Origin of the sequence: Microbacterium sp. SLBN-111 (assembly GCF_049739645.1) — a bacterium.
In the GTDB taxonomy this organism is placed as follows: Bacteria; Actinomycetota; Actinomycetes; order Actinomycetales; family Microbacteriaceae; genus Microbacterium.
In genome coordinates this window covers 2,879,161-2,891,799 of the sequence record NZ_JBMGQH010000001.1, presented here as the reverse complement: position 1 = coordinate 2,891,799, position 12,639 = coordinate 2,879,161, and the positions used below count along the sequence as shown (strand labels likewise).

The window sequence follows — 12,639 nt, the reverse complement described above, 5'->3', positions numbered from 1 at the left end:
GCGCGCGTCACCCCGCGAGGAAGCGCTCCACCTCGGCGGACGCGGCGGCGATGACCACGGCGAACAGCGTCTCGCCCTTCGCGGCGGTCGCCGGTCGGGGGTCGCCGAACACGGCGTGCTCGCCGATCTCGTGCAGCCGCACGGGGCGCGTGCCGAAGTCGCCCGGGAATTCGGGATACTGCGGCTGCGCCCGCTCGGGGTGCACGAGGTCGGGAGCGACGGCGAGCACCATCGATGTCTCGATCTCCTCGCCGTGGTTCATTCCGGGCACCGCAGGCGCGGACTCGCGCACGGCATCCGCCGCCTCCGCGAGACCCGGGTGGTCGAGGACCAGGACCCGGATGCCCTCGGCCGCCAGATCGCGCGCGGCGGCCGCGAGCGGCAGCCGATTGCCGAAGTCGCCGTTCACGACGACCACCCGGTCGAGTCCGGACGCCACCGCGCCGCGGGCGAGGTCGATCGCGAGGAGCCGGACGGTCTCGGGCGACAGGGAGATCGTGCCCGGCCACCCGGACGTCGCCCACGTCTCGCCGTACGCCACGGATGGGAGCAGCGCCCCGTCGTGACGCTCCGCGAGCTCGCGGGCCACGCGCTCCGCGACCACGGTGTCCGTGCTCAGCGGCAGGTGCGCACCGTGCGCCTCGAGCGCACCGATGGCGACGACCGCCAGACGCCGGCCGGACGCCACGAAGTCACGGACCTCGTCCGACGTGGCGCCGGCCAGCTCGAGCATCAGGCGTTGGCATCCTGGCGCTTGGCGCGCGAGGCGGCGCGGCCGCGCTCGGTCGCGTCGAGCACGACCTTGCGGATGCGCACCTTCTCGGGCGTGACCTCGACGCATTCGTCGTCGCGGGCGAACTCGAGCGACTCCTCCAGCGTCAGGACGCGCGGCGGGGTCATCGACTCGAAGGAGTCCGAGGTCGACGAACGCATGTTCGTCAGCTTCTTCTCCTTGGTGATGTTGACGTCCATGTCGTCGGCGCGGGAGTTCTCGCCGATGACCATGCCCTCGTAGACCTCTTCGGTCGGCTGCACGAAGAAGCTCATGCGCTCCTGCAGGGCGATCATCGCGAACGGGGTGACGACGCCCATGCGGTCGGCGACGATCGAGCCGTTCTGACGCGTCGTGATCGTGCCGGCCCAGTCGTCGTAGCCGTGCGAGATCGCGTTGGCGATACCGGTACCGCGCGTGATCGTGAGGAACTCGCTGCGGAAACCGATGAGGCCGCGGGACGGGACGACGAACTCCATGCGCACCCAGCCGGTGCCGTGGTTCGTCATGTTGTCCATGCGACCCTTGCGCGCGGCCATGAGCTGCGTGATCGCGCCGAGGTGCTCCTCGGGGGCGTCGATCGTGAGGTGCTCGTACGGCTCCTTGAGCTTGCCGTCCTCGCCGCGCTTGGTGACGACCTGGGGCTTGCCGACGGTGAGCTCGAAGCCCTCGCGACGCATGTTCTCGACGAGGATCGCGAGCGCGAGCTCGCCGCGCCCCTGGACCTCCCAGGCATCCGGTCGTCCGATGTCGACGACCTTGAGCGAGACGTTACCGATGAGCTCGCGGTCGAGGCGGTCCTTGACCATGCGGGCGGTGAGCTTGTGGCCCTTGACCTTGCCCATGAGGGGCGAGGTGTTCGTGCCGATCGTCATCGAGATGGCGGGGTCGTCGACCGTGATCGCCGGTAGCGGCCGGACGTCCTCGGGGTCGGCGATCGTCTCACCGATCGTGATGTCGGGGAAACCGGCGATCGCGACGATGTCGCCGGGGCCGGCGGACTCGGCAGGGAAACGCTCCAGCGCCTTCGTCAGCAGCAGCTCGGTGACGCGCGCGTTCGAGTGCGAGCCGTCGTGGCGGACCCACGCGACCGTCTGGCCCTTCTTCAGCGTGCCGTTGAAGATGCGCAGCAGCGCGAGGCGGCCGAGGAACGGGCTCGAGTCGAGGTTCGTGACCCACGCCTGCAGCGGCGCCTCGTCGTCGTACGACGGGGCCGGGACGTGCTCGAGGATCGCGCCGAACAGCGGCTCGAGGTCGTCGTTGTCGGGCAGCGACCCGTTGTCGGGACGGTTCAGCGACGCGGCACCCGCGCGGCCCGACGCGTACACGACGGGGACGTCGAGCAGCGCGTCGACGTCGAGGTCGGGGACGTCGTCGACGAGGTCGGATGCGAGCCCGAGGAGCAGGTCGTGCGCCTCTTCCTCGACCTCGGCGATGCGGGCGTCGGGACGGTCGGTCTTGTTCACCAGCAGGATGACGGGAAGCTTCGCCTCGAGCGCCTTGCGCAGCACGAAGCGGGTCTGGGGCAGCGGGCCTTCCGACGCGTCGACCAGCAGCACGACACCGTCGACCATCGACAGACCGCGCTCGACCTCGCCACCGAAGTCGGCGTGACCGGGGGTGTCGATGACGTTGATCGTCACCGGGACGTCGGTGTGGGCACCGTTGTACGTGATCGCCGTGTTCTTGGCGAGGATCGTGATGCCCTTCTCACGCTCGAGGTCGTTCGAGTCCATCGCGCGCTCTTCGACGTGCGCGTGGTCGCCGAACGAGTTCGTCTGGCGGAGCATGGCGTCGACGAGGGTCGTCTTGCCGTGGTCGACGTGCGCGACGATCGCGACGTTACGGAGGTCAGGACGAAGGGCGTGCGCCATGGAGGGTCTCCAGGAAAATTCGGGGTTGCGCCCGGAATCGGGCCACCCCAGTCTACCGGGCGCCCGCCCCGCTCCCGGCGACGCACGCGAAAGGGGCGGCATCCCCTCAGGAATGCCGCCCCTTTCCGGGTCCGGATCAGGATGCCGGGGTGTTCTTCAGCAGCTCGTGACGCAGCTCGCGACGGGCGGCCTGCACCTCGACGTCGGGCACCGGGATCGCCGCGATGAGACGCTGCGTGTACGGCTCCTTCGGGGAGCGCAGGATCTGGTCGCGCGTGCCCTGCTCCGCGATCTTGCCGCGGTTGAGCACGACGATGCGGTCGGCCATGGCATCCACGACGGCCAGGTCGTGGCTGATGAACAGGCACGCGAAGCGGTGCTCCTGCTGCAGCTCGCTGAGGAGCTCGAGCACGCGCGCCTGGACCGAGACGTCCAGCGCGCTCGTGGGCTCGTCCGCCACGAGGAGACGCGGCTGCAGCGACAGCGCACGGGCGATGCCGACGCGCTGCTTCTGACCGCCCGACAGCTCGTGCGGGTAGCGGTTGCGGTAGCTGCGCGGGAGGCGCACCTCGTCCAGGAGCTTCTCGACGCGGGCGTCGAGGGCGGCGCCCTTCGCCTCGCCCGCGAGGAACAGCGGCTCGCCGATGGACTCGCCGATCGGGAGGCGAGGGTTCAGCGACGACGACGGGTCCTGGAACACGATGCCCACGCGGCGGCGCAGCGACTTGATGAGCTTGCGCGATCCGCTGGAGATGTCGACGCCGTCGACCACGAGACGCCCGTCGGCGATGGGCTGCAGTCCGATCGCGGCGCGGCCGATCGTGGACTTGCCCGACCCGGACTCGCCGACGAGACCGACGATCTCGCCCTCTGCGATGCCGAGCGTGACGTCGTCGACCGCGCGGAACGCGGCCACGCGGCCCTTCTTGCCGTACTCGATCGACACGTTCTGCAGCTCGAGCACCGGGTTGGACAGCTCGGGAGCGGCCGCCGCGAGGCGGAGTGTCTCCGTGCGCGCGGGCCCCTCGGCGACGGCGGCCGCGAGCGATTCCACGACGTCGACCGTCGCCTCGCCCTCGAGCGTCTCGCCCAGACGCGGGACGGATGCCAACAACTCCTGGGTGTACGGGTCCTGGGGGTCGCCGAGCACCTGCGCGGCGCTCCCCTGCTCGACGATGTCGCCGTTCTTCATCACGACGATCCAGTCGGCGAGGTCGGCGACCACGCCCATGTCGTGCGTGATGAGGAGGACGGCCGAATCCAGGCGGTCGCGGAGGTCGCGGATGAGGTCGAGGATCTCGGCCTGCACCGTGACGTCGAGCGCAGTCGTCGGCTCGTCGGCGATGAGGAGCGCGGGCTCGAGACTGATCGACTGCGCGATCATCGCGCGCTGGCGCTGACCACCCGAGAGCTGGTGCGGGTACGACGCGAACGCCTTCTGCGGGTCGGGCAGCCCGACCATGTCCAGCAGCTCCAGCGCCCGCGCCTTCGCCTCGGACGGCGCCATCGTCGTGTGCGCGCGGAGCGCCTCGATGATCTGCGACCCCACCGTCAGCACGGGGTTCAGCGCGGTCATCGGCTCCTGGAAGATCGCCGCGACCTCCGGTCCGCGCAGCTGACGCATCTGCGAGGTCGACAGCGTGGTCACCTCGCGGCCGTTGACCTTGATGCTGCCGCGGACCCGGCTGTTGCGCGGGAGGAGGTCGAGTACCGCCATCGAGCTCACGCTCTTGCCGGAACCCGACTCCCCCACCACCGCGACGACCTGGCCGCGGGCGATGGAGTACGTGAGGTTCTTCGCCGCCGGGACCCAGACGTCGTCCACCGCGAAGTCGACGCTGACGTCGGTCATCTCGAGCGCGGGGATTCCCGCCTTCTCGGTCGTGCTCATGAGGCTGTCCTCTCCGTCCCGCGGAGCGGGAGTGAGTGATCGGGGAATGAAAGAATCAGGGGATGCCACGCCAGACGTTCCGTTCGACGTTCACCCGCATCCTGTGCGGCATCGTGTGGGCGGTCATCGCCGCGGTGGCGATCGGTCTGCTGACCGCTCCCGCCGTGACGCTGCCCCCCGCCGCGGTGATCGCCGGTGCGCTCGGCGCCGCGGCGCTGGTCTACGGCATCCTGTGGTCGCCCGCGGTCTCCGTCGACGACGACGGCGTGGAGGTCGACAACATCGTGCTGCGCTACGGCGTGCCGTGGGCTGCGCTCATCCACGTCGACACGCGCTACGCGCTGCAGCTGCACACGCCCCGCCGTCGTATCGCCGTGACCGCCGCTCCGGCGCCCGGTGCGACCGGCTCGCTGCGCGCGGCGCGCGCCTACCGTCGCAGCGAGGGGCAGGTTGCGCCGAACACGCGTCCGGGCGAGCTGCCGAACACCGACTCGGGACGCGCCGCGGCCCTCGTCCGTGATCGCTGGCACGCCCTGCGCGATGCCGGCCGTGTCGAGGCCGGCATCGCCGAGACGGTTCCCGTCCGTGTCCGCGCCCGGCTCGACAACCTGCTGGTGCTGGCCGCGGGTGCGGTCGGCATCGTGCTGGCGATCGTTCTGGGCTGACATCGCGGGGACACCCCGCGTCATGACGACGGCGTCTCCGGGTGCACGCGTCCCTCGACGCTGGCCGGCGCCGTCGTCGACGGAGCGGCCTGCTCCTTCGTGCGACGCAGCGAGAAGCGCTTTTGGCGCGGGTCGAACGCGTCGCGCAGACCGTCGCCGACGAAGTTCACCAGCACCGCGAGGGCGACGATGAACACCGCGGGCCACCAGAACAGCCACGGGCGCGTCTGGAAGGCCGACTGGTTGTCGGAGATGATCAGACCGAGCGACACGTCCGGCGGACGCACGCCGAGCTGGAGGTAGCTCAGCGCCGTCTCGAGGAGGATCGCCGACGCGGCCAACAGGGTCGCCGCGACGATCACCACGCCGATCGCGTTGGGGAGGATGTGCTTGAAGATGATGCGCGCGTCGCTCGCGCCGGCCACGCGGGCGGCCTCGACGAACTCGCGCTCACGCAGCGAGAGGAACTCGGCGCGCACGAGGCGGGCGATCGTCGTCCACGACACCATGGCGAGGAAGAACGCCAGCGGCACGACACCCAGACCACCCGTCGCGCGACCGACGACCGCGCCGATGACGATGACCGGGATGACGATGAACACATCCGTGATGCGCATCAGCACCGCGTCGAGCCAGCCGCGGTAGTAACCGGCCAGCGCACCGATGATGGTGCCGACCGCCGTGCCCACGAGACTGATGATGACCATCACGAGGATCGAGTTCTGGATGCCGCGCATCGTCATGGCGAAGTAGTCGATGCCGATGCGGTCCTGCCCGAACGGGTGGTCACCGAAGGACAGCGGCCACAGCGACAGCGTCGGCGCACCACCGTCGTTCTGCGGGTTCAGCGACGTGTAGTCGTACTTCCACCAGCCGGGGATCGGACCGATGCCGATCGCCGAGATGGAGAACAGCGCGAGCAGGATGAACAGGATGCCGGACACGACGGCGATCTTGTTCGACAGGAAGCGCCGCAGGATGAGGCGGCCCTGGCTGACGCCGACGGTCTTCCGCTCGTCGGACGGCGGCGGAGCATCGACGTTCGCGGGCTCGGGGAGCATCTGGGTCATCGGGAGACCTCCGGGATTCGGACGGCGGCGATCATGCGACCACTCGCACGCGGGGATCGAGCACGGCGTAGGCGAGATCGGCCAGGAAGTTGAACAGGATCGCCGTGATGGCGATGACGATGAAGTACCCCATCACGGGGTTCACGTCCACGCGTTGGATCGAGGTGACGAACAACGCGCCCATGCCCGAGATCGCGAAGACCCGCTCCGTGATGACCGCACCACCCAGGAGCGCGCCGACGTCGGTGGCGACGAGGGTCACGATCGGGATCAGCATGTTCCGCAGGCCGTGCCGCAGGATGACCGTGCGCTCCGGGAGGCCCTTCGCGCGCGCCGTGCGGATGTAGTCCTGGTTCATCACTTCGAGCATTCCGGCACGCGCGTAGCGCGTGTAGCCGGCGAACGAGATCAGCAGCAGCGAGATCGTCGGCAGCAGCAGGTGGGTGAACGTGTCGATTCCGCTGACCCACATGTCCGCGGTGAACCCGGGAGTACCCGCACCCACCGTCGCGATGGGGCGGTTGTTGATCCGCGGGTTGGCCATGTACTGCGGCCACGACTGCATGTAACGGTCGAGCACGACGAGCGCGCCGGAGAAGAACGCGACGATGCCGCCGATGCGGGCGACCATGCCACGGTCGGGAGCGCCCAGCACGTAACCGGTGATGAGACCCACGGCCACGGCGACGACGCCCAGGATGATGATCGTCGCGAACGTCGAGATGTCGAACAGGCCCTGCAGGGCGAAGTAGCAGACGTACGCGATCGCACCGTTGAGGGCCGCGACGATCAGCGCGCGGCGGTTGCTCAATCCGGAGATGAGCGCCGTCGTGATCACGACGACTCCGGCGATCAGCAGCAGCAGGCCGACCGGCCCGAAACCGGGGTGACGGAACCAGTCGGTGAGGTCGAAGTACACCAGCAGGGCGATGGTGGCCAGACCCGAGACGACGCCCACGATCAGACGACGGCGGACGTCGCCGCCGATCATGGCCTGCCAGATGATCGCCATGACGACACCCAGCAGGATGATCAGCCAGATCGGGATGGAGGTCGCCGACGCCAGGAAGTCGTTGAAGCCGAGAGCCAGGAACTCCTTGAGGAGGACGGCGACCAGGAACGACGGGAGCGAGAAGAGGAAGAAGCTCAGCAGCGTGATGCCGAAGTCGAAGCCGCTGTACTGGCGGAGGGCCGAGACGACGCCGACGACGATGCCGAGGACGATCGCCAGCACGAACGACGCTGTCACGAGCTGGAGGGTCGAACCGATGGCGGTCGGAAGGATGTCGGTGACGGCGGCGTTGGAGATCGTCAGACCGAGGTTGCAGGTCCCCGCGAACGGGATGAGGCAGCCGGCGGCGCCGCCGAGCCAGAGGAAGTACCGCAACGGTACGGGGACGTTGAGGTCGAGGGCCGCGACACGGGCGGCGATGAGCTGGTCACGGTTGGCGGCGGAGCTGTCGCGCAGGTCCTGCAGGGGGTCGCCGGAGTTGGCGGACAGCACGTACATGATGAACGACGCTGCGAGCAGGACCAGGATCGAGACGGCGATGCGCCTGAGGATGAATCCGACCATCGCGGGAGGACTTCTTTCGATCGGGTGGAGGACGCCTGTGGGCGTCCTGGAAAGGATAGTCGCGCAGCGCAGGGGGTGGCACGCCGCGCGCACACGAAGTGAGGCGCCGGAGCCGAGCGACTCCGGCGCCTCACGAGGGATTCAGCGGTTCATCAACCGTTGAGCGTCCACTCCTGCGCGTTCCACACGATGCCCGTCTGGCCACCGAAGTAGTCGATGCCCTTGACGGTGCCGTTGTCGGCGAAGACACCGGGGAGCTGGAACAGCGGCAGACCGTAGAAGTCCTTGGCCGTCTCAGCGTCGATCTTCACCTTGATGTCGGCCAGCTTGTCCTTGTCGGTCGTGACCTGGCTCTCGTCGACGAGGCTGTCGACGGTCGCGTTGCTGTAGTTGTTGTAGTTTCCGCCGCCCGCGGTCTTGAAGATCTGCGGGAGCGCGGCGTTACCGGCACCCGGCGAGATCCAGCCGAAGATCGACACGTCGTAGCTGCCGCTGCCGAGGAGCTTGCCCCAGTCGGGCGAACCGGCGTCCACGATGTTGAAGCCCGCCTGCTGCGCCGACTGCTGGATGGCGCGGAAGCTGTCGACACGGTTCGGGTTCTTGGTGTTGTAGAGGATGCGGACCGTGGGGGTCGCACCGTTCAGCAGCGCCTTGGCACCCGCGATGTCGGGCTCGCCGAACTTGTCGTAGCCACTGGCCGAGACGGCGGTCGTGTACTGGTCGCCATCGGTCGGCAGGAAGATCTGCGAGTTCAGCACCTCGGCGTCGGGGTTGATCGGCGTGATGATCGAGTCGAGGATCTGCTGGCGCGGGATCGTCTTGAGGAAGGCCTCGCGGACGTTGGCGTCGGCGAACACACCGGCGAAGGTCAGGTCGACGTGGTCGTACGACAGCTGGCTGCCGGAGTGGACCGTGGCGTTGGCGTTCTTCAGCGCCGTCAGCGTGTCGGCGGAGGGCTGCGGCTGGATGGCCTGGACCTCGCCGTTCTGGAGGGCCGTGACCTGCGCGTTGGCGTCACCGATGAAGCGGATGATCAGCTGGTCGTACTTGGGCGACATGCTGCCCTTGTAGTTGGGGTTCTTGCCCAGCGTGATGCTCTGCTCGGGGGTGAAGTCGGTCACGATGAACGGACCGCTCGCGACGAGGAGGCTCTGGTCGGTCGGCATGGCCGTGACGTCGTAGCCCTTGTTCCAGAAGTCGGCCGCGGCCTTCAGCGTGGCGTTGGGGGTGACGGGGGCGTCCGGGTTGCCCTTCGGGGTGTCCTTTAGGACCTTGATGAAGTCTTCCTCGGAGACACCGGCCTTCTCGGCGAGCACGTGAGCCGGCTTGCCGATCGGGTTGACGAGCTCCCAGTCCACGAACGGCGTCGAGTAGACGAGGGTCATCGACATGTTGTCGTCGCTGATGGTCGGGAACGCGGTCGTGTCGAGACCCGCGGTGCTGCCCGCGAGCGTGAAGTACTGCGTGCCGCTGGTGACCTCGCCCGACGCGGCATCGATCTTGGCGTCGTCGTAGTAGCCCGAGTTGATGGCCCAGTTGACGAGCATGTCGTCGGCGTTGATGGGCTCGCCGTCCGACCAGGTCAGGCCGGGGTTGATGGTGTACTTCACCGTCAGCGGGTCGTCGGAGACCTTCTCGTAGGTTCCGAAGTCGGTGTTGTCGAGGACGCTGAAGTCCTTGTCGAGGCGCTGGAAACCACCGAGGCCGAGGCCGCCGCTGACACCGGTGAGGTAGCCCACCATGCCGTTGGTGTCGAGGTTCGCCTCGGGGGTGTCGCCGTTGAACGAGGTGAACGCGTTCGTGGTGGCGATGGTGATGGTGCCGCCGCTGCTGGCGCCCGCGTCGGGCGTGGCAGTGGTGGTGCAGCCGGCGAGCGCGAGCGCCGCGACGGCGACACCTGCTCCCGCCGCCAGGGCGCGCGTGCGCCGAGTCTTTTCAGACACTTTGCCTCCTGTGCAAGGTTTGACGGGCACCCCCGACCGTCGGGACAGCGGGGGGCCGTGGATACGGAAACGATAGGTAAACGCTCTGCGTTGGTCAAAACTCCTGGGGAAACCGTTACATACCTTTAATTAGAGAGGCGCTTCATGTGGCAATCTGACAACGTGTGGCGCACTGTGGGCTTCAACGATCCCGGAATCGAACAAGACGGTTTCCGTCGTCGGAGGCTCCCCTGGGAGGTCGTGCTCATCCTCCTCGTGAGCGTCGGGCAGTCCGCGATCTACTCGGTCGTCGCGTTCATCCGAACCGCGACACGCGCCCCGATCGCCCAGCAGCAGACGCAGCTGAACCCCTCTCGGAGCGATGAGCCGTTCTGGGACGCGCTGTACCAGTTCCTCGGGATCTTCTTCTCCCTCGCCCTCGTGGCCCTCGCCGTCTACCTGCTGTGGGAGCCGGCCGACAACGCGCTGCGCCGCATCGGCTTGGACTTCCGACGCTTCGGCTCCGACGTGGTGCGGGGAGTGGCCCTCGTCGCACTGATCGGGGTGCCGGGTATCGGCGTGTACGCCGTCGGGCGGCTCCTCGGGCAGAGCATCACGGTCGTGCCCGCGCCGCTCGACTCGTCGTGGTGGGTGATCGCGCTGCTGGTCCTCGCGGCGCTGCGCGCGGGCCTCACCGAGGAGGTCATCTTCCTCGGTTACCTGTTCGATCGCCTGCGGCGCCTGGGCTGGTCGTGGGGCTGGATCCTCGTGTCGACGGCGCTCCTGCGCGGCAGCTACCACCTGTACCAGGGGTGGCCGTCGGCGCTCGGCAACGTCGTCATGGGTCTCGTCTTCGGCTGGTGCTACCGACGCTGGGCACGCGTCATGCCGCTCGTGGTGGCCCACACGCTCATCGACGTGATCGCGTTCGTCGGCTATCCACTGGCGGCGGCCTGGTGGCCCGGGGTCTTCGCGCCCCCGACACCGTCCCCGAGCCCCAGCGCATGAGGCCGCGAGGTCGTCAGGGCGCGGGCGGCGTCCAGGTCCAGAAGGACGGCGGGATGCCGTCGGGTTCCGACGTGTACGTCACACCGCCGACGCCCTTGCCCACCGCGACCGCGCCGGTCCGCTCGAACAGCGGGACGCCCGCGTACTCCGCGAACAGCGCGCGATCGATGTCCTTGGCCGCGGCCAGCACGTCCACGGGATCGGTGTCCCGGGTCATCTGGTCGAACGTCTTCTCCGCATCGACGGACGTGACGCCCTCGGCCAGGCGGTCGCGCGCCGACCGGTAGAGGCTCTCGTCCTCTCCGACCCACGCCAGGGTGGCATCCGGAGTGTCCGTGGTGGTGGCGGCGCGGACCGCGATGCCGGCCTCGGCGGCCATCGTCACGAGGTGCGCGAACACCTCGGCGGAATCGTCGTCCGCGGGGTCGTACGCGACGCGGAGGACCGCGGGACGGTCGTCGAGAGCGGATCGCGCGCCGCCGACGTCGCTTCCCGTGCCCGGCGAGCCGTTGTCGGAGCTGAGCTGCTGGTACGTCTGTCCGGTCGCGGCGGACGAGAGGAAGGACTGCAGCGGACGGGCGTCCCCCCGCTGCTTCGAGAGGATGTCCTTCACGAGCGCGTCGCGATCGATGGAGAGGAAGACCGCCTTGCGCAGGGCGTTGGACGTCGTGTCGGCGAAGCGAAGCTGCAAGGTCTGCGCCGTCGGACCGGTGGTCACGGTCACACCGGCGGCCGTGAGCGTCTCGAGATCGGTGGCATCCGGGTCGCCGATGTTGGCGATGTCGACCTCGCCCGCGGCGAGGGCGGCGATCTGCGTCGCTCGGTCGGGGTAGAACCGCACGGTGAGGCCCTCGAGTCCCGGGTAGTGCGCGCCCTGGTAGTTCTCGCGCCGGACGAGCGAGACGGATGCGCTGGACGCCTCGCCGACCGTCCACGGACCGGATGCCACGGCCGAGGCGACGTCGAGAGTGCCGTCCGCGGCGGCGTCGAAGCCCGTGTTCCACGCGGTGGCGGCGGCGGCCAGGACGGGGTTGGGTGCCGCGGGAGCGGCGGGATCGCCCTCCGGGACCGTCTGGATCGCCGTCATGAGCTCGCGGACGGTCACGCCTGCCTTGGCGGCGATCACGTGCACGGGACGGTCGAGCAGCCACTGCCGGTTCCAGTCGGCGAAGGGCTCGTCGTACGTCAGCGTCAGTGTGTCGGCGGCACGGTCGAGGGTGGGCCGCGTCGTGCGTGCGTTCGGGTCGGCCGGTATCGACGTCTCGAAGTACCGGGTCCCCGAGACGATGGCCCCGGTGGCGTCGTACGTCGCGTCGTCGAAGTAGTGCGAAGAGACGGCCCAGCCGAACATGAGGTCGTCGAGGGTGATGGGAGTTCCGTCCGACCAGACGCGGTCGGGGAAGAGCTCGTAGGTGACCTTGAGCGGGTTGCCCTCGACGCGTGTGATGCGCCCCAGGCCGTCGTTGGGAACCACCTGGAGATTGCCGTCGAGCGATCCGAGGTTCTCGTTCATCAGGGCGTTCAGCGCGCGGTTCGCGTCGGTGTCGCCGTGGGCGGTCCCGGCGTTGAAGCTGGTCAGCGTCCCGACCACGCCCACGCTCAGCGTCGTCCGCGCCGGGGGCTGCTCCACGGGTGCCGGCTGCGGGGCCGCGCAGCCGGTGAGCGCGAGGCCTGCGGCCACGGTGAGGACGACCAGCCGCGCGAGGCGGCGTCGCGATGTCATCGAGGTCTGCTGGTACTGCTCGAGGTGCACATGCGCACCCTACCCAACGCCCCTGTGCGTTCCCCGGGCCGGGTCGGGCCGGGCGGGGTCGTGGGCCCGGGCCCAACCGCGAGACTGCATCTGGCTGACATCTCGGTT

The 12,639-nt window shown here is 69.0% G+C and carries 9 protein-coding genes; 2 read left to right on the top strand and 7 right to left on the bottom strand.

Annotation, left to right across the window (positions count from 1 at the left end; translation table 11 throughout):
• Positions 1-7: 7 nt before the first annotated feature.
• The 3 genes from RKD05_RS13395 to RKD05_RS13385 form a co-directional block, all read right to left on the bottom strand.
• The gene (locus RKD05_RS13395) at positions 8-733 is read right to left on the bottom strand and encodes a creatininase family protein (RefSeq protein WP_424710715.1); all 726 of its coding nucleotides are present in this window, start codon (positions 731-733) and stop codon (positions 8-10) included.
• Positions 733-2,646 (bottom strand): translational GTPase TypA, encoded by a 1,914-nt coding sequence (gene typA / locus RKD05_RS13390; protein ID WP_022880194.1) that lies wholly within the window; start codon positions 2,644-2,646, stop codon positions 733-735. Before typA ends, RKD05_RS13395 begins: the two co-directional genes overlap by 1 nt.
• Positions 2,647-2,782: 136 nt before the next feature.
• Positions 2,783-4,537 (bottom strand): ABC transporter ATP-binding protein, encoded by a 1,755-nt coding sequence (locus RKD05_RS13385; protein WP_424710712.1) that lies wholly within the window; start codon positions 4,535-4,537, stop codon positions 2,783-2,785.
• Positions 4,538-4,599: 62 nt separating this feature from the next.
• Between RKD05_RS13385 and RKD05_RS13380 the strand changes: the two genes are divergently transcribed.
• Positions 4,600-5,202: a PH domain-containing protein gene (locus tag RKD05_RS13380; RefSeq protein WP_424710710.1), complete on the top strand. Its 603-nt coding sequence runs from the start codon at positions 4,600-4,602 to the stop codon at positions 5,200-5,202.
• A gap of 20 nt (positions 5,203-5,222) precedes the next feature.
• Here RKD05_RS13380 and RKD05_RS13375 read toward each other — a convergent pair whose 3' ends face one another.
• The 3 genes from RKD05_RS13375 to RKD05_RS13365 all read right to left on the bottom strand — a co-directional run bounded on the left by RKD05_RS13375 (position 5,223) and on the right by RKD05_RS13365 (position 9,791).
• Entirely contained in the window at positions 5,223-6,272 is a 1,050-nt protein-coding gene (locus RKD05_RS13375) for an ABC transporter permease (RefSeq protein WP_063257301.1), read from the bottom strand.
• Positions 6,273-6,303: 31 nt separating this feature from the next.
• Entirely contained in the window at positions 6,304-7,848 is a 1,545-nt protein-coding gene (locus tag RKD05_RS13370; RefSeq protein ID WP_424710707.1) for an ABC transporter permease, read from the bottom strand.
• A gap of 152 nt (positions 7,849-8,000) precedes the next feature.
• On the bottom strand, positions 8,001-9,791 hold the full coding sequence (locus RKD05_RS13365; protein ID WP_424710705.1) for an ABC transporter family substrate-binding protein: 1,791 nt from the start codon (positions 9,789-9,791) through the stop codon (positions 8,001-8,003).
• A gap of 144 nt (positions 9,792-9,935) precedes the next feature.
• On the opposite strand from RKD05_RS13365, the gene RKD05_RS13360 reads away from it, so the two are divergent.
• Entirely contained in the window at positions 9,936-10,778 is an 843-nt protein-coding gene (locus RKD05_RS13360) for a CPBP family intramembrane glutamic endopeptidase (protein WP_424710703.1), read from the top strand.
• A 13-nt stretch (positions 10,779-10,791) separates the two neighbouring features.
• Here RKD05_RS13360 and RKD05_RS13355 read toward each other — a convergent pair whose 3' ends face one another.
• Entirely contained in the window at positions 10,792-12,531 is a 1,740-nt protein-coding gene (locus tag RKD05_RS13355) for an ABC transporter substrate-binding protein (protein ID WP_424710701.1), read from the bottom strand.
• Positions 12,532-12,639 lie beyond the last annotated feature (108 nt).